The 21,338-nt window shown below is 46.8% G+C and carries 20 protein-coding genes; 6 read left to right on the top strand and 14 right to left on the bottom strand.

Going from position 1 to position 21,338, the window contains the following annotated elements; all coding sequences use genetic code 11:
- The first annotated feature begins 193 nt into the window (after nt 1–193).
- From SPSPH_RS04410 to SPSPH_RS04400, 3 genes are all read left to right on the top strand, one after another.
- Nucleotides 194–874 carry a DUF1638 domain-containing protein gene (locus SPSPH_RS04410; RefSeq protein WP_198930886.1) on the top strand — a complete coding sequence of 227 codons (681 nt, stop codon included), beginning with the start codon at nt 194–196 and terminating at the stop codon, nt 872–874.
- A 179-nt stretch (nt 875–1,053) separates the two neighbouring features.
- Complete coding sequence (locus SPSPH_RS04405) at nt 1,054–2,859, top strand: sigma-54 interaction domain-containing protein (RefSeq protein ID WP_075753586.1); 1,806 nt, start codon at nt 1,054–1,056, stop codon at nt 2,857–2,859.
- A gap of 219 nt (nt 2,860–3,078) precedes the next feature.
- Nucleotides 3,079–4,569, top strand: a complete 1,491-nt coding sequence (locus SPSPH_RS04400; protein ID WP_075753584.1) for a glycine betaine uptake BCCT transporter — start codon at nt 3,079–3,081, stop codon at nt 4,567–4,569.
- Nucleotides 4,570–4,637: 68 nt separating this feature from the next.
- Here SPSPH_RS04400 and SPSPH_RS04395 read toward each other — a convergent pair whose 3' ends face one another.
- The 7 genes from SPSPH_RS04395 to SPSPH_RS04365 all read right to left on the bottom strand — a co-directional run bounded on the left by SPSPH_RS04395 (nt 4,638) and on the right by SPSPH_RS04365 (nt 11,281).
- Nucleotides 4,638–6,149 carry a methylenetetrahydrofolate reductase C-terminal domain-containing protein gene (locus SPSPH_RS04395; RefSeq protein WP_075753582.1) on the bottom strand — a complete coding sequence of 504 codons (1,512 nt, stop codon included), beginning with the start codon at nt 6,147–6,149 and terminating at the stop codon, nt 4,638–4,640.
- Nucleotides 6,150–6,455: 306 nt separating this feature from the next.
- A complete protein-coding gene (locus SPSPH_RS04390; protein WP_075753580.1) occupies nt 6,456–6,662 on the bottom strand; it encodes a sulfurtransferase TusA family protein in 207 nt (68 codons plus the stop codon).
- A 4-nt stretch (nt 6,663–6,666) separates the two neighbouring features.
- On the bottom strand, nt 6,667–7,737 hold the full coding sequence (gene yedE / locus SPSPH_RS04385) for a YedE family putative selenium transporter (protein WP_075753578.1): 1,071 nt from the start codon (nt 7,735–7,737) through the stop codon (nt 6,667–6,669).
- A 52-nt stretch (nt 7,738–7,789) separates the two neighbouring features.
- Nucleotides 7,790–8,653 carry a radical SAM protein gene (locus SPSPH_RS04380; protein ID WP_233138658.1) on the bottom strand — a complete coding sequence of 288 codons (864 nt, stop codon included), beginning with the start codon at nt 8,651–8,653 and terminating at the stop codon, nt 7,790–7,792.
- The gene (locus tag SPSPH_RS04375; protein WP_075753576.1) at nt 8,613–9,422 is read right to left on the bottom strand and encodes a 4Fe-4S binding protein; all 810 of its coding nucleotides are present in this window, start codon (nt 9,420–9,422) and stop codon (nt 8,613–8,615) included. The genes SPSPH_RS04380 and SPSPH_RS04375 overlap by 41 nt, the downstream gene beginning before the upstream one ends.
- Entirely contained in the window at nt 9,415–10,272 is an 858-nt protein-coding gene (locus SPSPH_RS04370) for a substrate-binding domain-containing protein (protein ID WP_075753574.1), read from the bottom strand. The genes SPSPH_RS04375 and SPSPH_RS04370 overlap by 8 nt, the downstream gene beginning before the upstream one ends.
- Before the next feature lie 343 nt (nt 10,273–10,615).
- Nucleotides 10,616–11,281, bottom strand: coding sequence for a corrinoid protein (locus SPSPH_RS04365; RefSeq protein ID WP_075753572.1), 666 nt, complete (start codon nt 11,279–11,281; stop codon nt 10,616–10,618).
- Nucleotides 11,282–11,455: 174 nt separating this feature from the next.
- Here SPSPH_RS04365 and SPSPH_RS04360 point away from each other — a divergent pair, with 174 nt between their 5' ends.
- Nucleotides 11,456–12,526, top strand: coding sequence for a uroporphyrinogen decarboxylase family protein (locus SPSPH_RS04360; protein ID WP_075753570.1), 1,071 nt, complete (start codon nt 11,456–11,458; stop codon nt 12,524–12,526).
- 103 nt (nt 12,527–12,629) lie between these two features.
- Here SPSPH_RS04360 and SPSPH_RS04355 read toward each other — a convergent pair whose 3' ends face one another.
- Nucleotides 12,630–13,334 carry a DUF5714 domain-containing protein gene (locus SPSPH_RS04355; protein ID WP_075753568.1) on the bottom strand — a complete coding sequence of 235 codons (705 nt, stop codon included), beginning with the start codon at nt 13,332–13,334 and terminating at the stop codon, nt 12,630–12,632.
- Nucleotides 13,324–13,986 carry a PHP-associated domain-containing protein gene (locus tag SPSPH_RS04350; RefSeq protein ID WP_075753566.1) on the bottom strand — a complete coding sequence of 221 codons (663 nt, stop codon included), beginning with the start codon at nt 13,984–13,986 and terminating at the stop codon, nt 13,324–13,326. The genes SPSPH_RS04355 and SPSPH_RS04350 overlap by 11 nt, the downstream gene beginning before the upstream one ends.
- A gap of 186 nt (nt 13,987–14,172) precedes the next feature.
- Between SPSPH_RS04350 and SPSPH_RS04345 the strand changes: the two genes are divergently transcribed.
- Together SPSPH_RS04345 and SPSPH_RS04340 are read left to right on the top strand one after the other, a co-directional pair.
- Nucleotides 14,173–14,961 carry a hypothetical protein gene (locus SPSPH_RS04345; protein ID WP_075753564.1) on the top strand — a complete coding sequence of 263 codons (789 nt, stop codon included), beginning with the start codon at nt 14,173–14,175 and terminating at the stop codon, nt 14,959–14,961.
- Nucleotides 14,958–16,217, top strand: a complete 1,260-nt coding sequence (locus SPSPH_RS04340; RefSeq protein ID WP_075753562.1) for an alkaline phosphatase family protein — start codon at nt 14,958–14,960, stop codon at nt 16,215–16,217. Before SPSPH_RS04345 ends, SPSPH_RS04340 begins: the two co-directional genes overlap by 4 nt.
- A 78-nt stretch (nt 16,218–16,295) precedes the next feature.
- Here the strand turns inward: SPSPH_RS04340 and SPSPH_RS04335 are convergent, their stop codons facing one another.
- The 5 genes from SPSPH_RS04335 to SPSPH_RS04315 all read right to left on the bottom strand — a co-directional run bounded on the left by SPSPH_RS04335 (nt 16,296) and on the right by SPSPH_RS04315 (nt 21,269).
- On the bottom strand, nt 16,296–17,477 hold the full coding sequence (locus SPSPH_RS04335; protein WP_075753560.1) for a MalY/PatB family protein: 1,182 nt from the start codon (nt 17,475–17,477) through the stop codon (nt 16,296–16,298).
- 98 nt (nt 17,478–17,575) lie between these two features.
- Complete coding sequence (locus tag SPSPH_RS04330; protein WP_075753558.1) at nt 17,576–18,334, bottom strand: ABC transporter permease; 759 nt, start codon at nt 18,332–18,334, stop codon at nt 17,576–17,578.
- Between the two features lie 18 nt (nt 18,335–18,352).
- Entirely contained in the window at nt 18,353–19,450 is a 1,098-nt protein-coding gene (locus SPSPH_RS04325) for an ABC transporter substrate-binding protein (protein WP_075753556.1), read from the bottom strand.
- A 40-nt stretch (nt 19,451–19,490) separates the two neighbouring features.
- On the bottom strand, nt 19,491–20,267 hold the full coding sequence (locus tag SPSPH_RS04320; protein ID WP_198930885.1) for an ABC transporter ATP-binding protein: 777 nt from the start codon (nt 20,265–20,267) through the stop codon (nt 19,491–19,493).
- 114 nt (nt 20,268–20,381) lie between these two features.
- Complete coding sequence (locus SPSPH_RS04315; RefSeq protein ID WP_075753554.1) at nt 20,382–21,269, bottom strand: hypothetical protein; 888 nt, start codon at nt 21,267–21,269, stop codon at nt 20,382–20,384.
- Nucleotides 21,270–21,338 lie beyond the last annotated feature (69 nt).

Raw genomic sequence — 21,338 nt, 5'->3', positions numbered from 1 at the left:
TGCAGGCAGAAGTCGGGAGTTTTAAGCGGCTCAGTGATTAGTTAGCCTTTTTATGCAGTTTTCCCGTTACAACATTTGGCACGATATTTGCATTATTATAATGTGCATTATGCAAAAAATTTGAAACAGGGATGCTCGCTTCCGCCGGTTGAGAACAGGCTGTAGCTGTATAAAAACTCATTAGGAGGTAACTATGATGCAAACGGTAATTTTGGCTTGCCAAACCATGAAAGACGAGTTGGAACTTGTCATGCGGGAGTCGGGAATAGAATATCCGGTAGTATATTTGGAATCAGGCCTGCACAACTCTCCGGAAATGCTGCGCGGGAAAGTTCAAGAGTGTATCGACGCACTGGCGGCCGATATCATTCTTATGTTGTTCGGCTGCTGCGGCAACGGCCTGGTAGGAATAAAATCCGCCAAAGCTACGCTTATCATCCCCCGGATTGACGACTGCATTACCATGCTGCTTGGGTCCACAGAAACCCGCCGAAGCATTCCCGGCGAAACGAGTACCTACTTTTTAACCAAAGGCTGGCTAGACCCTGAGGGCAATATAATGTGGTCTTATACAGAATGGGTCGAGCGTTACGGCGAGCAAAAGGCCCTGCGGTTAGTCAAAAAAATGCTGAATCATTATACCCGGTTTATGATCATCGATACCGGTGCTTATAATCTGGAAGATATACTGCCCAAGATTAAAGACTCCTGTGAAAAATTCGCTATGCGCTATGACATTATGCCGGGTTCGCTGCGATTAATACACCTGCTGCTGACAGGCCCCTGGTCCTCGGAATTTATCGTCCTCAAGCCTGGGCAACAAACCTGCCTAAGCCATTTTTACCCAACATTGGCCCCAACTGCTGCTGATTAGCTGCAGGACTCCTCCGGTCACCGGCAACAACGACTATGCCGGGAGGACATCGCTATTTACATGTATTTGAAATTTTACCGCGAAATGGCTTATACCGGGCAGGAAAAATCTTATGAGATGTTGAAGATTGGAAGCGGGCTGCGTCTATTAATATGGATCTCCGGAATAAAGGAGGTAATATGTTGAAGAAGTATGGCTCAGACATAATTGATCTTAAATCGATTCAGGATTATATCCAACGGGTAGCCGATGCCTTTGCGGCCGTACTTGATTATGAGGTTGCTGTTGTAGGAGAGTACCTGGAGGTCTTAGCAGGGACAGGAAAGTATAAAGATCAAATTGGAACCGTCTATGGTTCAGGCACCATTAATTATCAATTACGCCGCACGCAGAAGAGTTTTTTATTATATGACCCCCTGAAATGCAGGCTATGCCAGAATTGTAGTCTTCGGAAGAACTGCAAGGTATTGGCAGGCTTGTTATACCCGATTAAACTTGGCACTAAATTTGCCGGTTCAATCTCCTTATACGCCTTCGATGACACGCAAAAAGAGAATTTGTTAAAGGACTCTGCCAAGCTTGAAACATTTTTACAGCATTTAGTAGAGCTAATTTCTGGAAAACTCAATGAACGGGCATTATATAAGCAATCAAAGAAAACGGTTGAACAATTCGATACCTTGATTAATTCTATCCGGGAAGGAATTGTGGCGGTCGATTATCATGGAAAAATAACGCATGTCAATCGCTCTGCCACCGATCTTCTTATGGTACCGGCTAATCTGCTCAATGGCTATATGATTGAAGAGGTTTTTGCAGGAATATCTATGGGCAGGCTCCTAAAAATGACTAAGCCCTATATTGAACAAGATATATTTTATAAATATGGCCAGCAAACCTTGCATTTCATGAGTACCATTACGGAAGTAAAGTATGGAGAAGCTATTAACGGCTTTGTTTTTTCCTTTCGCTCCATCGGGGAAATGCGTAAGCTGGCCGGACGTTTTATCCATGCGGAACGCAAGTATACCTTTGACGGCATTCTTGGCCAAAGTGAGGAAATTTCCAGTATTAAAAAGAAAATGTGCAGAGTGGCGGCAACCGATTCAACGGTTCTGATCACCGGTGAAAGCGGCACCGGCAAGGAGCTTTTTGCCCGTGCGATTCATCATGAAAGTTTACGCAAGAAAGGGCCTTTTATTGCTGTAAATTGCGGGGCTATTCCTGAGAACTTACTGGAAAGCGAGTTGTTTGGCTATGAGGAAGGGGCCTTTACCGGGGCACGGCGCAGCGGCAAACCAGGCAAATTTGAATTAGCCAATGGTGGAACCATATTCCTTGATGAGATCGGTGATATGCCCTTGCACTTACAAGTCAAACTCTTGCGGGTATTGCAAGAATATACTATTGAACGGGTAGGCGGGACTAAGCCGCTAGTTATCGATGCCCGGATCATTGCCGCTACCAACAGGAACCTGGAAGAAATGATACAAACTAATCAATTCCGCAGTGATCTATATTATCGTTTGAGTGTTATACCTTTCCGCATTCCTCCTTTGCGAGAAAGAATGGAGGATTTGGAGCTGCTTATTCATTGTTTTATTCAAAAATACAATTTGATTCTGGGAAAAAGAATTAAAGGCTATACCAAGGATGCTCTGGCAAGAATGTTTGAATACTCCTGGCCGGGTAATGTGCGGGAGTTGGAAAATGCCATTGAGTACTCTGCTAATGTTTGCCCAGATTCGTTGATTAATGCAAACTATCTTCCGGATCGAATTATTAAGCATATTACAGCCTTACAACCGTCCCAGCCGCAGGAAAGTGTGCAATCTATCGCAGATTTAGAAAAAAAGGCAATAGTAGAGGCATTAAAAAGATATGGTACAAGTAATCATGCCAAAGAAAATATTGCGAAATATTTAGGTATGAGCCGTTCAACGCTTTATCGGAAAATTAAAGAGATGGGTATAAATATACAGTAGAATTCACCATTTTTTACGAAAACCGCATTAGCGGTTTTTTTTATTGGCATAGTTCTTGCTACTTATTATTTCCATATCGGTAAAGGAGGAATTGATAGTGCTTATAATACGCAAATGTCACTTTATGTGGATTGCATCGAAAAAAGAGCTGTGGTGGTGAAACAAGGCAAAAAGGTGTTTGAGGTATAGTGCACGTTTTAGGAAGGGAAGGGATAATTTGTGGAAAACGAACAAGGATCAAAAAGCAATATTGTTTTGTACGTTTCAGCCGCTATAGCCTTACTGTTTATAGCATTTAGCATATTCATGACCGAGCAAATGGGGAAAGCGGCTAATGCCGTATTAAGCTTTTTAACTACCAATTTTGGCTGGTTATATCTATTGTCAGTAGGAATCTTTATATTGACCTGCCTTGGTGTTGCTTTCAGCCGTTTTGGCAAAATCAAGCTGGGGCAGGATGACGAGAAACCGGAATTTACCGATTTTCAGTGGTTTACTATGCTTTTTGGCGGCGGCATGGGTATCAGCCTGATCTTTTGGTCGATTGCAGAACCCATGGTGCACTATATGTCCCCGCCTGTCGGCCAGGGAGGAACCCCGGAGGCCATGCTTCTGGCCATGCAGTTAGTATTTAATGATTTTGGTCTCCATGTCTGGTTTATTTATACCATTTGCGGTTTGGCGCTGGCCTATTTCCAGTTCCGGAAAGGCCTGCCATGCTTAATCAGTTCGGCTTTTTACCCGCTCTTAGGTGAACGCATTCACGGGCCTATCGGCAAATCCATTGATATTCTGGCAGTATTTGCCACCATATTTGGCGTGGCTACCAGCTTAGGCCTGGGTTCCAGCCAGATTGCCGCCGGTTTGCAGTATGTTTGGGGAATTCCGGCAACACCGGCGATGACTGCTGTCGTCATCGCAATCATGACGGTAATTTTCACGTTAGCCACTGTCTCCGGCTTGCATAAGGCTATGCAGATGGTTGCCGACATCAAGATCTGGCTGTCGATTGCTTCCATGGTATTTATCTTCCTGTTCGGCGGTGCGGTTTTCCAATTGAATCTGTTTACCCATACACTGGGTATGTATATGCAGAACTTTGTCGGCCAGACGCTGTGGATGGCCAACATTGAGTGGACTACCGCGTGGCCGATCTTCTACCGGGCCTGGTATATTGCCTGGGCGGCCTTTGTCGGCCAGTATATTGCCCGGATCTCCAGAGGTCGTACTATTCGCGAATTCATTTTGACCGCAACCTTTCTCCCTGTCGGTTTTAGCTTTGTATGGCTGGCAATATACGGCGGGGCAGCTTTCCAGTTGGATGTATTATCAGGTGGTGCCATTCAGGCAGCTGTTAAAAACGATTATACAACAGCCCTGTATGTAACACTTCAACAATTGCCGTTTTATATGATTACCGCCCCCTTGGCAATGCTCCTGATTATAGCCTCCTTTGCCGGCTCCGCCAATTCGGCTACCTTTGTACTGAGCATGCTGACCTCAGGCGGGGACATGAACCCCAGTAAAAAACTGCGCGGGTTCTGGGGCATTGCCCAGGGTTCTGTCACGATCATGCTGATTCTGGTCGGTGGCACTGCGGCTATAAAGACCCTGCAGACAGCCTCCATCGCCGCGGCTTTTCCGTTCATGCTGATTATGCTGGCTATGTGTTACAGCATATATAAAGCGCTTTCTGAGGAAAAGGTGTAAGGCCAACACGGTGTAAAAGGACAAAGCCAACCACATTTTTAGTGGTCGGCTTTGTCCTTTTTGGGTTATTACTCTTTATTAGTATTGTAATCCCTGTCGTTGAAGTAATTTAGCCAGGAGGATGTCCGGTGCAGATCCCAATTGCAGGGCGGCATGTATTTATCCTTCATCCGTTCTTCTTTACCGTGCCCTTTAAAGCCTTCATACATTGTTACATAAATGCACTTTTGCTTGCCGGGATAGACCTCACACCAGCCGTCGCGGCTGCCGCCGCAGGCTCCATTACGCTGCTGCTTGGGACATTGAGACATTGGGCAGATAAACCCCAGCTCATGCATGGCGCAATCGCCACAGAACCGGCATTGGTTCGTCATTGTTTTGGTAGTGTATTCGGCTATGGTAAACGGTTGTTTCACCCAGGATTTATCGATATATTTCGCAATAGCTTTGTTCATGGGATACAGGGGCGCCTTATGATCAAACGCCGTCTCATGCACCATATCCATCAGCTTCAGTCTTAGCGAGGAATTGCTCGAACCTGTCCGGGTGCGGTCAACAGGCTGACAGGTGTTCAGCTGGGTTGACTCATCCTGTTCAAAGAAATAGAAGCCGCCGTCCTGAGGATGATTAAATTCAGTCCTCGCGATATCCTGCCAGTCAGCGCTTAATTCCTCACCTTTTTCCATAATATACTGTATATCGGCATAGCCCATACCATGGCCGCCGATATTGACGCCATCATATTGTAAGCCCTTTAATACCGCATATTGCTTGGCGGCCCGCAGCAATTGCAGCTCTTTTTTATTGCTTTGCGTAGCTTCTTCCTCCAGCCTGGCCACCAGGGAATCGGTCACCACACAGCCGGGAATCAAATTTTTATTCATCATCTTGGCTACCGGCAGTGACAGTACAAAGATATTGCCGATTAACGGCACCGCCAGGTTGTGCATGTCGACATATTTTTTCAGCTCATCAAATTTTCTGGCATCATAGCCCAATTGAGTAATAATAAACTTTGCGCCATTGGCGATTTTTTTATGAAGTTTATAATATTGTGCCATGGTTTCGGCTTCTGTTGATTTGAAGGGGGAAACAACAGCTCCGGCAAAAAAATGAGTAGGCGGCAGCTTGGTATAGGCACCGGCATTCATTTTAGTAATCATCCGGAGTGCATGCACCGCATCAAAATCGAAAACCGGTTTAGCATTGCCGGCATACCCCTGGATGGGATAGTCGCCGGTCATCACCAACAAATTTTCAATATCAGCCCTGTCCAGGGCATACAGTTCACTTTCCAGGGCATTTCTGTTTTTATCTTTAGTAGTATAATGGACAATTGGCTCAATCCCCAGCCGCTTGGCCTCCACAGCCATAGCATAGGCCGCAATGGCTGACTTCCCCCCAGGGTTGTCCGTAATGGTGACGGCATTAATCCTGGCGTCTTTAGCCGCCAGCTCAGCCATTTTCACAAGATGCTCCTGCGCCTTTTCCCGCGCGCCCCGTCCTGGAACCAATTCCCAGGTTACCGACAGCTGCGCCGAGTCAGCCAACGCTTCACGTAAAGAAGGTTTAGTTGTCATACTTGTCCCTCCGTCATATTTATCTTGCCTCTTGCCGAATGTCAACTACGCCCAGGTACTGATTGTTTTTTGAGGTAAGTATATATATTTTAACGTATTAATCATAACATTTTCATAAAGCTCACAATACTATTATTACAAAATAATAACAAATATAAAAGCGGCAGGACAATTTTCGCGCTTTTTTCTATCTAAATTTTGAGAGGCGTGTCGCAAAGCAATGCGTCTCTTTAGCGTAAAAAAGAGAAAAATCGGCTGGAGCAAGGGAAAAGAAAACTCCAGCCGATTTATGTGTGAACAAGCTTATTATTTACGGATTATCAGGGTATACTCGCCGCCGTTGCTAGTGCATTCCACCTGATAATTTTTGGATTTAGCAAACTTAATAAGGTTCTCTTTAGCAGCAGGTTCGTCGACAATGGCGGTCACCGCCGCCACTTCCGCCAACGCTTTTTGCGTCTCCATCAGCGGCATCGGGCAGCTCAGGCCCCTGAGGTCCAGCTTCTTTTCCATATTATCATCCCTCCACAGTTGTAGTCAGTTTTTCTCTAAAGGCAAAACCGATACCGGCAGTGATGATGATTCCGACCACTATCGCAAGCTGTCCGTTCAAAGCCACGCCTGCCGCACTGCCGGCAATGTTGAAGCTGTGAGCAATACCGGCTCCGGCCAGCATGCCCAGCACGCAAACAAAAGCATCCGTATTGCCTTCACCGGCCATAATAAGCTGTCTTAAAGGGCAGCCGCCGGCCAAAACAGCCGCCAGACCGGTGAGGAACAAGCCAAAGAAGTTCCACAAGTGCATGGTATGCGCAAGCGGCTGACCGGTATAACCCAGCTTGAAAAAGCCGAAATAGTGGTTGCCGGCAAGAGCGGCGAGAAAAATAACAAGGTATATCTTGAGCAGATAGGTATCCCGGACCAAAATATAGTCGCGAATACCGCCGCTCAGGCACATCCGGGACCGCCACGCCAGCGCACCGGCTATTAACCCTGCTATCAGACTGACGATAACCGGGGCATGGAGCGAGCCGGGTCCACTAACACTAAATTTCAAGAATGCCGCATGGGTAGCCACACTTACTAACAGAACAATTGCCACTACAGCCGCCAGATAACCGGTGGAGCTTTTCCCGCCGGTATAAGCGTGGGCCCGGCCCAGGTTATACCCATTCTTCAGAAAAACAATCCCGGCGACAACGCCGGCAGCAAAGCCGGCCAGACCTGTCAGGCCGTTCAGGTCGCCCCCGGCCAGCCGCAGGATACCCCGCAGCGGACAACCCAAAAATACCAGCGCTCCGATCATCATCGTCGCGCCGAGAACAAACCGGATCGCCGGGTTTGAACCGCCGCGCGGCCGGAACTCACCGCGGATTTTTGCCATACTGAAAGAAGCCAGAACAAATCCTAAAATTTCCGGCCTGACGTATTGTAATACCGCTGCCTGGTGAATCCCCAGCGCTCCGGCAATATCCCGCAAATGACAGGCGGCACAAAAGCCATAATTGCCTGGATTGCCTGCTTTCACCAGTAGGACTGCCCCCAGCCCAAACACAATTCCGGTCGCAATAATGAGCATCCAATACATAATAACCCTCCTAAAAATAATATTTAAATATTTATAAGAATGCAAGAAGCTATCAAAAAGAAGCGCACCCTGCCGCGTCATCAGCACCAAGCAGACCTGCCGCGTCTGCCCGGCAGCGGCGGCAATGATAAATCTGCGGCAGATAAGAGGATACGGATTTTCGTATGCAGGCCATTTCCGCTTCTGTGGGAGCCGCAAGCCCTGCAAAAGGAGTATCGTGGACAGGAATCAGGGGTATGCAGTTCATCTTGTCTGCTCCCCAGGCGGACACCTTGGCAGCAATGGAAGAAATATGACCGGTATTAATACCGGGAAGCACCACCGAATTTATCTTGACCATCAGACCTCTTTGCTTCAGGCCAATAATGCCCTCTTCCTGCCGGCCGAGAAGAATTTGGGCGGCTTCAAGGCCCTGATAGGTCCGGTGATTCACAGTAACTGAACCATATATCTGCTGACCGATATAAGGATCAACAGCATTGACCGTTACGGTGACATGGGTTACCCCGGCGGCAACCAGTTCGTCAATATGGCCGGGCAGATTCAGCCCATTGGTAGATACACAGATTAACAGTTCGGGATGAGCGGCATGAACAGCGCGCAGCGTTTCCAGGGTTCGGTCCGGGTCGCAAAGCGGGTCTCCCGGACCGGCAATTCCTACCACGGAGATATTTGTTCTTTGCTGCAGAAATCTGTTCAAAACTATCAGCGCTTCCACCGGTTTAAGAACATGCCGGGTCACTCCCGGGCGGCTTTCGTTAACACAAGCATAAAGTCGGTTGCAAAAGTTGCACTGAATGTTGCAATCAGGCGCTACCGGCAGATGAATCCGCCCCCAGCGAGCACTGGCCTTTCCGTGAAAACAAGGGTGCTGATCAAAAGACCTTCGTTCGCGCATCGGGCGCATGTTGTTCATTCGAATTTCCTCTTTTTCCAAATTTTATAGCATCAACAGGGCAAGACTGCAGACAATCGCCGCAATTGGTACAGTTGATTTCATCAGGCCGGGTACCCATCTCACACACCCGCATACAGGCATCACAGTCATTGCAGGCACTGGTTTTAAAAACACGGAAAATAGCCATACCCTTGAACAGTTCAAGTAAACCGCCGGTGGGACAAACAAAGCGGCACCACAGGTTGGCTACCAGCAAGCCTGCCGCTGCCAGCCCTAAAATAATAAAGGTGCGAACCAGCCAGGCAAAGGAAGCGTGCTCAAAAGAAAGCCGGACTGAATCTAAAACATCGCCGCCTGTCCGGATCGGTATCATCATCCGGGGATTATCCATCCCAAACCAGATAATTGCTACCGCCGCCAGAGCAATGGCCATCCCTGCCGGGGCAAACCGCACAAACCGGTTGCGCTTGCGCAGCTTTAGCAGCGAAAACTTGCCGATAAGCTGATTGACAAACCCGCCGGGGCAGAGCCAGCCGCAGAAAGCCCGTCCGGCAAGCAAAACCGATACCGGCAAGAGCAGCCAAAAGCCCCAAAAATAACTAGTAATCCTGCCCCAGCAGGTAATGACCGGGCAGGTCTCGCAACTCACAAAGGGAATCAGATACGGACAGCGGAAAACACCGTAATAGGCCCATTGCCCCAACACTGCCAGCATCGCCAGCTGAACTCCTGCCCGAAGCTTCGTTAAGGCAATTCCCGCTGATTGTGTCATTGTTTGATTAGACATCTTTTACCCCCAGCTTTTCAATAAGTGTCCGGCCTTTTTCAGAACTGGCGGGAATGAAGCCATGACGCCCGAAAATCGCCTGGGCCTCGTCGGAACAGATAAAATTCACGTAATCATCGGCCAAAACACGGTCCTTGGCATACTTCATCACCCCAATGGTAAAGGTCTGCGGACCAGGTGGAAAAAGCGCTTCCGGAATGGAGATCACTTCCACTTTTCCGGCAAACGCGGTGTGAGTGGTAAGACGGCGTTCCACAATCGAGGCCGCTGCTTCACCTTTTATGATTGACGGCATCATTTTAATGACACAGCTTTCCTTTTCAATCATATTCTTAAGAACGGCCTGGTCAATATTTGCTTTTTTGAGTATGCCCATGACGGCATCTCCGCCCGGTGGCGAGGCGCCAAGCGGCAAAATAACCTTGACTCCCGGCTTGGCAAGATCCTGAACCGATTGGATTCCCGCCGGATTTCCCCGCGGCGTAACCAGGACATATTCGGTAAAACACAGGGGCTTGAAATAAAGCATTTTATTGTCAGACCTCAGCGTCTTAGCCAGTTGCAGCACCCGCCCGGCAAAAACTTCCGTTACCGCTCCGCCGATGAGCGATTTGCCCAGAGCGGCAGCGAAGGCCCCCGTATAATTAATCTTAATACCGTTTCTCTGCTCATACAGGCTATTGGCTTCCCCGAAGGCTTCAGCCAGCCCGCCACAGGACCATACCTGCAGCGAATCAGCCTGGAAACGTCCTGCATACAGCAGGCCGGGCACCGCAGTTGCGGCAGCAAGGGTGGCTATGCCGGCCTTAAGAAACGATCTTCTGTTTATTCCCTCTTTTTTATCGCCCATAATTAGCTCCTTTTACTTAATAACAACCCGTTACCTGACTTCATCCAGCATTGCGAGAATATCTGAATATAACTGCCCGTATTTAGGTATTGCCCGGTCCCTCGGTCTGGGCATATCCACCTGGATTGTCTCCCGGACGCTTGGACATCACGATAATGATACCCCGGAAAACTCAAGTCCCAGTGCCACGTTATCAGCCATGCATCAACGCCTATTTTATCTACTAAAATAAGCTTTTCGTGTGTTATCCTAACATAGATAATTAAAATGCACTAATTGTGTTTTTCAATAAATAAAGCCAATCTCTATTGATAATTTCTATAATACTTAAATACTTAATTTTTCAGCCTGCCTGGCGATTGCCCTCAGCTTCTCTGCGGTTCTTTAACTGCCGGACAGCCACATTGGCATCTGACGCATACAGGTCAGCCCGGATTTCATTGGCAAAAGCCGGGGAAATGGGACCGCCGCCGATAATCACGGTAACTTTATCGCGAATACCGCGTTTCTCCAGGTCTGCGACGACGGTGCGCATCCCCTCCATGGTCGTACTCATCAGCGTAGCCATGGCCACAATGGTGGCGCCTACTTCCTCCGCCTTATCGGCAAAAGCCTGCAAGGGAACATTGCGGCCCAAATCATACACTTCAAAACCGGCAGTCTCCAGCATGATTTTGACCAGATTTTTACCAATATCATGCGTATCCCCTTCTACAACACCAATTACTACTTTTTCAGCGTCTTGGTTATAATTCTGGGGTAAGCAAGGCTTAAGAATATCCAGGCCGGCTATCATGGCGTCCGAACAAAGCAGCACCTCAGGAATAAAATATTCCTGTTCTTCATACTTTTCGCCAACAATACCCATCCCCTTGACCAAGCCTGCCGTAATTGCCTCATAGGCGTCAATGCCAGCGGCAATTGCCGCTTTTGCCGCTTCCTGCGCCCCGTCTTCGTCCATTTCGACGACGGCATTGGCTAAATTGTCCAAAATATTCTGTTTACTCACAACTGCACTCTCCCTGAAAAAATTTATTAAAATTATATATTTTTTCTATTTCATTAAATTAAACTCCTGCTTTTTTAGCAGGAGTTTAATTTAATATAGATAATTGTTTATACATATATTTAATAATTCTTTAACCACTTACCTGGGTGATTAAAGAAGCGGGAGGATATATTCATGAAAACTACCTGGAAGGATCAAATGACCCCCAAAGAACGGATGAAAGCCTTCGCGGCAGGCGAGTCTATTGACCGGATACCCTGTATGCCCTTGGTCACCGATCAAGTCTATAGCCTGGCCGGCGGCCCCATGTCCCAATATTATCATTCGGCAAAACTCATGGCCCAGGCTCAGATTCATGCCTTCGAAACTTACGAAACCGACTCTGTTGGTTCCGGCCCGGGGCTGTTTGGAATAGCCGAGGCCATCGGCACCAAATTAGAATTCCCCGAAAATGGCATTCCCTTTGTTGCAACTCCGGTGCTTGACAATTATCAGGACCTCGACAAAATGGAGTTAATCGATCCCTACCGCTCAGGACGGTTACCGCTCATCCTGGAAGCCCTCAAAATCGTCCAGGATGCCGTAAAAGAACGCGCCGCCGTAGGCTGCTCGGTCGGCGGCCCGCTTACTTCGGCGGCAGCCGTTCGCGGTACTGACAAATTCCTCCGGGATATCTGCCGCAATCCTGCTCAGGTACACCGTTTATTGCAATATGTGACTGACAACACCTTGCTGTTCATTGACGCTCTGTGCGATATGGGCATTAAACCAAGCATCGCCGAACCGACAGCCTCCGGCACATTGATTAGCGCTAAACATTTCCGGGAATTTGCCAAACCCTACCTGAAGCAATACTCTGACCGGATTAGCAAACGGTGGGGCAGCGGCCCTTTTCTCCACATTTGCGGTGATACCATACCAATCCTGGCAGACATGGTTGACACCGGGGCTACCGTACTTAGTTTAGATAACCAGGTAGACCTGGCGGAAGCCAAAAACAAAGCAGGACATAAAGTCTGCCTTGCGGGAAATGTAAAACCTTATACTCTGTGGAAGGGAACTCCCCAGCAAGTAATCGCTGAGGTGAAAGACTGCCTGCGCAAAGCCTGCGACAGTCCCAAAGGATTTATCTTATCCAGCGGCTGCGGTTTGTCGATAGGCACACCGGCACAAAATGTACTTGCTATGATGGATGCCGCCAGGCAATACGGCAAATGGCCGATTGATCCCGAGCGGCTGGTTTAAAACTAACCGGCTAAAGAAAGATAACCCCGCAGCAAATGCCGTCAGGGTTATCTTTTTTATTTTTCTATGTTCAGCTTGTGTCGGTAATCATTTGCGGAATTTTTCATTCTCCGGTATAAAAAGAACACCGGGTTTGCAAACATTCATTATTTTGGCTGAAAAATTCGCAGGTAATAGCTTGTTTAACCGGCAGGGCGGTGTTAAAGACATTATGAAGAAAGTCTGCTGCAGCAAGTATGGCTAAAAAGGAATCGCGCTTGCAGCATCTGGGACCGCTAAAACCGGCAATAGACTGTAGTGCGCAGGCAGTAGCCAAATTGCTTTGGCTCCACGTGGTTTGAGCAAGCGGAGTTGACCCGGTTATCAGACTTACAAATATGCCGACCCCCACCCCGGCGCCGCAAGCCCCGTAAAAGCCGCAAAATCCTCCTAAAACATTGCGGGCCCGCTTTTCAGCTTCGGCAAGCTTAGCCGCCTTTTCTGACGGTTTTTGTTTATGGTTATAATAGGCGGCAAGTAAAACCGCCGGTACTAAAAAATGATGTTCCGGGCCATGCATTTTGATCTGAGGACTATGCATCAAATGTATGGCCATCGCCACAGGATCTGTTGCTTCTGCTGTTAGGCAATAGGTTTTGATCAGCTCATTTGCGGACGCACTATGACAATTATCACAAATAAAATGTCCGGCAGGACAGCTGATATTTGCGGTAAAAGCTTGCCGGCAATAATTACAAAGATGTTCGGCAGCAGTTTCTCTATATGACAAAGCCGCGCCACAAATTAGACAGTCCTTGCTAATATCCATACAAATCCCCCGATTGCATTAATCTCTTCCATGGGTGTAAAACAAAACCTCCTGCCTTATTCATTACAGGATAATAATTAGCATGATTTATTGCTTCAACGAAATCCCTGTGATCTCTGACAGTATCTGCAAAGAAAGTGGCAAACCTGCCCACTCTGTCCTGTTTGTGAGCATCACTGCTGCCAATTATCGGCAGGTTAAGCTCTCTTGCCAGCCTGTAAGACTCTAGGTTATGATCATCAAGTGTACTGCCGTTAAACGCCTCTACTGCCGATAAAAGCCCTGACAATCTTCTTATGTTATTGCCTAATCCCCGATTATTGTTTCTAAATGGATGAGCTGCTATTGCTGCACCATTATTCCTTCTCACCAGAGTCAGCAGTTCCTCTGCACTGGTTTTTTCATTAGGCAGGTCCTGTAAGCCAAAGACTAATATATCCCCTTCATGTGTTAAAATTTCACTGCCTACTATGACAAGAACACCATCTATCATCGCTGAATCGCCAATATCATTTCTAAGCTTATTATTATCATGATTTGTCATACAAATCGCATCAAGTCCTATTTCCTTAGCACGTTTTACGGCTTCAGGCAATGTCATATGACTATCACAGGAATATTTACTATCATGTAAATGACAGTCAATCAGCATACAATCACTCCTATCATAAATACTTTATATCATATTTTCCTGCTATTGTTACATGTATTAATATATTTTATAGTATAAGTATATGTTAATAGTAAATTTCCATAAAGTCCGACCTTATATATTTCTTCTGTATGCACCTATGGTATATTTTACATATTATTAATTTGCTGAAAGGAAATCAAAACTATGAAGCTTGTCGAAATATATAAAGCGATACTCACGCTTCCCCCAGATACTGTAATTGGTGAATTTGCAGGAAGAGACAGCGTAGCCGCCATCCTCAAGGCATTGGAGGATGACACTATCAGCCATATCCTGCCGATAGCTACTTTTGCCCCCACCGAATATGGCGATTTTCGAATATTAGAGTCAAACTTTAATAGGATGAGAAATAGAGTTCAGGAGATATATGGTGATAAGAAAAGTATATTCCCACTCGTTTATTATAACAATTTCGACATGTGGAGTGTAATCAACGGCAGACTCACAGATTATTTACTGAAAAAGTTCGGCTTTTATACGCCCTGTATCGGCTGCCATGCTTATTTTCACCTTGTCAGAATCCCTATTGCTTTAAAATTAGGGAAAAGGATCATTGCCGGCGAAAGAGAAAGTCATGACGGCAGGATAAAAATAAATCAATCGGCAGAAGCGCTTAATTCCTATAAAAAAATAACTTCCCACTTTGATGTGGATTTACTTATGCCAATAAGGAATTGGGATAATGGCGATGATGTTGAACAGCTTATCGGCTGGAACTGGGAGGAAGGAGAGGCACATCAGACTTGTGCTTACAGCGGGAATTACTCCGATATTGACGGTACGGTACTATACGAAAAAGAAAAGATTACTGCCTATCTGAATGAATTTTTATTCCCTGTGTGTATAAGCCTGGGAAACCTGCTTGTAAATAACCCTGATGCATCTAAAAAACAGATGCTGGATGAATTGAAGAGACGAGGTTGCTTACTGTGAAAACTGTGCTTTTATTATTAGACGGTTTGGGAGATCGACCGCACAGGGAATTAAACGGAGAAACACCGCTTGAATATGCTGCTACCCCTAATCTTGACAGGTTGGCAAGCGCGGGGGAAACCGGGATAATGATTCCCTGGAAGCAGGGCGTCCCGCTGGGCACGGAGGTAGCTCATTTTATCCTGTTTGGCTATGATATGCAGGATTTTCCCGGCAGGGGAATAATCAACGCATTATCCCGGGATGTACCGATAGAAAAGGATGCTGTCTACCTATGCACCACCTGGTCCTGGGTGGAAGAGCAGCAGGGCTTGGCTATCAGGCAGCGGTGGACAGAAGGGCTGGCTCCGGCCGAAATAAACGAGCTGCGTCAATGCCTCCCGCAAACAACGATTAACGGCCTGCGCTTTGACTGGGAGCAATCATATGACTGCCACGGAGTATTAAAAATTACCGGTGATTCGGCCAGCAGCCAGATTTCAGACAGTGACCCCTTCTATGATAACAGCTATGTAATGAAGGTTGAGCCGTATGAATCAGATACTATTGCTTCCATACGTACTGCTGATGCTGTTAATATCTATTTAAAAACCGTCTATGAAAGCCTCAAATCGTCCCCTGTAAATGTAAAAAGAAAACAAGCCGGGAAGCCTCTGGCGAACTTCCTGCTTACTAAATGGGCAGGGGAAAAGCCTGATATACCTTCTTTTGAAGAAAAGCACGGCATGAAGTCCTGCATAGTTGGAAACGGTTTGTTGATGTATGGCATTGCCCAATTACACGGGATGGATTTTATCAGATACAAGGATTTTCAAGCCGGAGTTAAGTTAGCTTTAGACAACGAATATGACTTTGTTCATCTTCATAGCAAAAAAACTGATGAAGCTGCTCACACTAAAATCCCGATGAACAAGGTAAAGGTAATTGAGGAGATTGACGCTGCGATTAAAGACCTGGTAAACAGTGCCCTGCATGAGAACATACTTCTTATCGTGACCGGTGATCACACCACTCCCAGCTCAGGCAGTCTTATTCATTCAGGTGAACCGGTTCCGATAATGTTTATCGGGAAAAATGTGCGGGTAGATGATGTAACTGCCTTTGGTGAAAGGAACTGCACAAAAGGCTCCATTAGAATGTACGGCTCTGATTTAATGCAGATGATACTGAACCTGACTGACCGGGCACAATTCTATAATTTCAGAGCAGGTTCAAAGCGTCTTAATCATATCCCGAAGAGCATTAATAAGTTTTAAGCAGACAGGCCGCACCCATTGCCGGGTGCGGCCTGTCTGCTTACAGCAGGTGGCACTAAAATTTTCTTCATGTAATTCTCACTTACCGCAATATGTATTGATCGCCTGCTTGATCCGCTTGAGTCCGTCTGCAAGCATTGCCCTGGGGCAGGCAATATTTATCCGGGCAAACCCTTCGCCACCGGGGCCAAACCAATTTCCTCCGTCTAAAGCAACTTTGGCCTGCGTGAGCAAAAATTGATTTAACTGCTCATCATTCATGCCTAGGCCGCGGCAGTCCAGCCAGACAAGATATGTCCCTTCCGGCTTCATCACTTTAATCTGCTTAATCCTGGTTTCACAATAGTCTACTAAGAACTCCATGTTGCCCTGCAGATAATCCAGAAGTTCTTCAAGCCACGCGCTTCCATACTTGTATGCGCTCTCAGTTGCCAGAGTGCCAAAAACATTGGGCCGTATCAAATGGACTTTTTTCATTTGTGCAGCAAATACTTCACCGAGTTTCGGATTTGGCACAATTACATTTGCCGTTTGTAATCCGGCAAGGTTAAACGTCTTACTGGGCGCAGTACATACAAGGGTATTCTGGGCGAAATCCTCCGAAATGCTTGCGAATGGGATGTGGGTATGACCCCTAAATATCAAGTCGGCATGAATCTCGTCTGAGACGACCAGCACTTTGTGCTCCAGGCATATCTGGCCAAGTTTCGTAAGTTCATCTCTGGTCCAGACAGCACCACCCGGATTGTGGGGATGGCACAGAAGAAGAAGCTTTACATTCGGATCCAGTTTCCTTTTTAGGTCGTCAAAATCCATTGTGTATCTGCCGTTTTCCATCTTTAGCGGGTTATAAACAACTTGGCGCCCGTTATTTTGGGTTGTGTTCATAAACGGATAATAAACAGGCGGCTGGACAACAACTTTATCGCCGGGTGAAGAAAATGCCTGGATAATAAAACTTATTGCCGGAACGACGCCTGGGGCAAAATAAATCCATTCCTTGCGAACTGGCCAGTTGAATCTTTTGAGCATCCATTCGCTGACAGCCGCGAAATATGAATCAGGGCGCTCCGTGTAACCCAGGATTCCATGATCAATTCTTTGTCTGATTGCTTCAAGAACGGGCGCCGGAGCCATAAAATCCATGTCCGCGACCCACATCGGCAGAACATCATCAACCCCAAATGTTGACCTGACATTGTCCCATTTGAGGGAAGCAGTTTTGTAACGGTCGATTATGCAGTCAAATTGTGTTTCCATGACAAATCACCTTTAATAAGTTTTCTATGTGTTATCCTAACACAGATAATTGAAATACAATAATTGTGTTTTCTATAACGGAGATGGCGGCTCTGTTATCAAATCGTCCACTTAAGTATATACTTTTTCATCATTTCAAAAAGCTGCATCACAATAACCAGTATAATTACCATGAAGATAAACCCTACCCAGGTATGATCGTACAGGCCAAATTCCGAGTACTTTTTCACAAAGAACCCCATGCCATACTGAGTGCCGTACATCTCTACATATACCAGCATCAAAAAAGTACCGCGCAGCGAACTGACGAAGCCTGCTAAAATAGAGGGACTGGCCGCCGGCAGAATGACTTTTGTCATCAATTTGATTCCACTGAGCTCTAGCGTGGCCGCTTTGTCCAGATAACGCTTATCAATGGTCATTATACCGGTTATTGTAGCAAAAAGGGTCGTCCAGACAGTGCCATAGGAAATCAGGAATATGGATGCTACCGTGAAATTGGGAGCTAACAACAGCGCGAAGGGAGACAGCAGGATTGACGGTATCACACTGAATGCGTAAATGATCGGATAAAGCGCATCTCTGAGCCATTCGGTTAACCCCAGGATTGTACCCAGGATGAGCGCAATAGCCAAGGATATTAGAATAGATGGGATCATCAGCTTGAAAGATGACACCATGTTGAGCAGCATAACCCCCTGGTTGTTGGAAAAGGCAGCCCAAATCGCCTCCACCTCGGGAAATAGATACGGATTTGCCTGCCCGCTTTTTGTCGCATACACATACAGCAAGACTAATGCCACATAGATGCAGACAGTAAGCCAGTATTTTTTTAAAAAAATCTTGAACTTGTCCATAGCACTCCTTATGGCTGATTAGGAGTTATTTTCCTGGTAAAAAGCCTGCAGCTTTTTATAGAATTCGGGGTCTTCACTTCCATATTGTGCAGTTACTTCATCCAAAGCAGCCTTGTACAAATCTGTATTGATATGGTCAGCAATGTTTATATCCTTGGCTTTTTTGTTCAGGAAACCGGTCTTATCCAGAATCCCCCAGGCACGGATAACTGGGTTTTTGAGAGGATCCGGGCTGACAACATAGTTATCATTAAGCATATAGGCAGCCACATACTCTTTAGAGGTTTTAATGTTCTCAGCCTGCAGGGTAATGGCCTCATTCTTATTAGCCTCATAATAACGCTGGGCGCGAATCAATGCCTTCATAATACCCTTGACGGTATTGGGGTTGTTCTTTACAAATGACGTTGGGGCAACCAGACGGCAGCAGGAATAGTTTTTCATTACATCGCCCTGCCAGGCCACAATATCAATTTCTTTCATATTTTTCACAGCATAATTCTGGCCGGTACCCATGAGGGCATAATCCACCTCGCCACGCACCACAGCGGCCAAAGCATCATTGTAATTTGTATAGGTAACCCATTCCACAGCCTTGAGAGGATCATTATATCCCAAATCCATAACAGCGCCAGTGAATGCGAAATAAGCGGGATTGCAGGCGAACTTCTTGCCGATCAGGTCTTGAACGCCGTTCCATTTAGTACCCTTGCGTGCGACAATAGGCATACTGCCATCCACCATATGTCCGCCAAATATGGTCAAATCTACGCCGGAAGCAATCTGCTGCAAGGGGTTGCTGGTGCCGGCATTGGAAGCAACATCTGCCTTGCCGGTAGCGAGCAGTGCCATAGCGTCAGCGTTAGCTGTGGCAGGAACCATTTCAAGGGTTATACCCTCATCCTTGAAATATCCCTTCTTTTCCGCAATGGTAACCATTACGTTGCCGCTGGTGCCATAGTTCCATCTGACCACACTGGTTTCAGGTGCTGCTTTCGCTGCGTCAGTAGATTTGGGAGTGCTGGCAGGGGTAGAATTGCTGCTGTTTCCACCGCAACCCGCCATGGTAAGCATAACCGTCAGTGCCAAAATCGATAAACCAATTCTTACTTTCATGTGTACTCTCCTTTTAAAATTATTTGAGTAATAATACCGCTTAAGAAATGCGGGATACCACATCCTTATTGATTTGGAAGATCAACGTATTGCGCAGTTCCAGAAGCTCCGGATTGTCAAACTGGTTTTCCCGGGTGGGACGCTGGTCTGCCGGAATGGAGCATTCGTAGATTATGTTGCTGGGAGACTGTCCGAAAACAATGATTCGGTTAGCCAGGAGCAGTGCCTCATCCACATCGTGGGTGACGAAGAACACAGTCTTTTTTGGATTCTCCTGCGACCACAGCTTCAGCACCAAATCCTGCAGCCGCGCACGGGTCACTGCATCTAACGCTCCAAATGGCTCGTCCATTAACAGGATCGGGGGATCAATACCGAACGCCTGGGCAATGGCACATCGCTGTTTCATACCGCCGGACAGCTCTTTTGGCAGCTTACGATATACCGACTCATCCAGACCTACTGCATTTAATGTGTCAAGTGCCAACTGTTTCAGTTTCTTTCTGTCTTGCTGAGGAAAGCGCTGTTTTAAAGCCAGCATGATATTTTCTCCAGCTGTCATCCACGGAAATAGTCCATAGTCCTGAAAAACCATGCCTTTATCCAGACTGGCCCCGCTTACCGGCCGATCATCTAAAAGGATTGTTCCTGCAGTGGCAGTCTCCAAGCCGGCCAGAAGACGCAGGAAGGTACTTTTTCCACAGCCGGACTGCCCCAGCAACGCCACAAAGGTCCCGGCTTGCACATCGATGCTGATGTCTTTCAGAATTAATCTGTTATCGTTTTTATAGGCAAAAGAAAGCCCTTCAATTTTCACATCATGTATCGCACTCACCTCCCTTATGCATGTATATTCAAAATTAACAGACCATTCAACGCGACAGAAGTTCTTTCCACCACAACACCACATTTTCAATATCAATCCCGTACATCATATATTTCTTTTCATCCTAGCCTGCATGGCCCGGCTGCCTGCACTGCAAAATGCCATACACCGTCCGCAGATGGTAGCGCCATAGCTGTCGACATCATGTTCACTGGCCCGCAGCCGCGCATCCCTTTTTTTCCATAAGGCGTTAAACTTTTCCTCAGCAGTCATCGGCACTGTTTTTTCTACATCAACATTGGGATTAAAAGGGGCATTCGGCCACGCCTTGGTCGTCAAGCCTCTGGCAACCCAGTAACAGCGGTCGCCGTCGACAACACCATAGGTCAATGGCCGTCCGCCTATGGTTTTCGTCCATTCTGTCTTTTGAATCGCACCTGCCGGGCAATTTTTGATACAGTCAAAGCACTTGGTACATACCGAACCGGCAAAGGGCGGGTCAGTAATTAAAGCGGCATCGGTAAGAATGACTGTCAACCGCTGCCTTGAGCCAAACTCTGGCGTAAGAAAAAGTCCGCTCCAGCCAATTTCACCCAATCCTGCCGCAACGGCCGCATGCCGGAAGGAAAATGGTCCATAAAACTTTTTCTGCTCCCAATAATGGCTGCCCTTACCCGGTATCGGCAGAGCTTCATAGCCGCCCTTTTCCATATACCGGGTTACACGGTAAGTGAGAGCGTCTAATTCTTTATTCAGGTGGGTAAACCCGAAAATGCTGTAGGAATAATTGGTAACCTCCCTTTTCTGGGCCTCTATGGAACCGTCCGGAATGTGAAGTGCCATGACAATGATGGTTTTTACATTTGGCATAAGATCTTGCGGACGGTGGGGCGGAGTAAAGTACTCATCCAGATCAGCTGCTTTGGCGATCCCCACCAGATCAGCTCCCTGGGCTAAAGCGAACTCCTTTAGTTCCTGAGTAAATTGCTGCATGGATTTCACCTCCTTTAGCTTATATTCTCTATGCATAAACATGATTTTCAATTTTGTAAATTAAAACGC

The sequence above is a fragment of the Sporomusa sphaeroides DSM 2875 genome, assembly GCF_001941975.2.
GTDB lineage: Bacteria > Bacillota > Negativicutes > Sporomusales > Sporomusaceae > Sporomusa > Sporomusa sphaeroides.
The sequence above is the reverse complement of the archived record's forward strand: the minus strand, read 5'-3'. Positions and strand labels throughout refer to the sequence as shown.

Bases quoted from the DNA above. Each gene is read 5' to 3' on its own strand.
- SPSPH_RS04410 (WP_198930886.1), top strand. From the start codon at position 194: ATGATGCAAACGGTAATTTTGGCTTGCCAAACCATGAAAGACGAGTTG.
- SPSPH_RS04405 (WP_075753586.1), top strand. From the start codon at position 1,054: ATGTTGAAGAAGTATGGCTCAGACATAATTGATCTTAAATCGATTCAG.
- SPSPH_RS04395 (WP_075753582.1), bottom strand. From the start codon at position 6,149: ATGACAACTAAACCTTCTTTACGTGAAGCGTTGGCTGACTCGGCGCAG.
- SPSPH_RS04390 (WP_075753580.1), bottom strand. From the start codon at position 6,662: ATGGAAAAGAAGCTGGACCTCAGGGGCCTGAGCTGCCCGATGCCGCTG.
- yedE (WP_075753578.1), bottom strand. From the start codon at position 7,737: ATGTATTGGATGCTCATTATTGCGACCGGAATTGTGTTTGGGCTGGGG.
- SPSPH_RS04380 (WP_233138658.1), bottom strand. From the start codon at position 8,653: ATGAACAACATGCGCCCGATGCGCGAACGAAGGTCTTTTGATCAGCAC.
- SPSPH_RS04375 (WP_075753576.1), bottom strand. From the start codon at position 9,422: ATGTCTAATCAAACAATGACACAATCAGCGGGAATTGCCTTAACGAAG.
- SPSPH_RS04370 (WP_075753574.1), bottom strand. From the start codon at position 10,272: ATGGGCGATAAAAAAGAGGGAATAAACAGAAGATCGTTTCTTAAGGCC.
- SPSPH_RS04360 (WP_075753570.1), top strand. From the start codon at position 11,456: ATGAAAACTACCTGGAAGGATCAAATGACCCCCAAAGAACGGATGAAA.
- SPSPH_RS04355 (WP_075753568.1), bottom strand. From the start codon at position 13,334: ATGGATATTAGCAAGGACTGTCTAATTTGTGGCGCGGCTTTGTCATAT.
- SPSPH_RS04350 (WP_075753566.1), bottom strand. From the start codon at position 13,986: ATGCTGATTGACTGTCATTTACATGATAGTAAATATTCCTGTGATAGT.
- SPSPH_RS04345 (WP_075753564.1), top strand. From the start codon at position 14,173: ATGAAGCTTGTCGAAATATATAAAGCGATACTCACGCTTCCCCCAGAT.
- SPSPH_RS04335 (WP_075753560.1), bottom strand. From the start codon at position 17,477: ATGGAAACACAATTTGACTGCATAATCGACCGTTACAAAACTGCTTCC.
- SPSPH_RS04330 (WP_075753558.1), bottom strand. From the start codon at position 18,334: ATGGACAAGTTCAAGATTTTTTTAAAAAAATACTGGCTTACTGTCTGC.
- SPSPH_RS04325 (WP_075753556.1), bottom strand. From the start codon at position 19,450: ATGAAAGTAAGAATTGGTTTATCGATTTTGGCACTGACGGTTATGCTT.
- SPSPH_RS04315 (WP_075753554.1), bottom strand. From the start codon at position 21,269: ATGCAGCAATTTACTCAGGAACTAAAGGAGTTCGCTTTAGCCCAGGGA.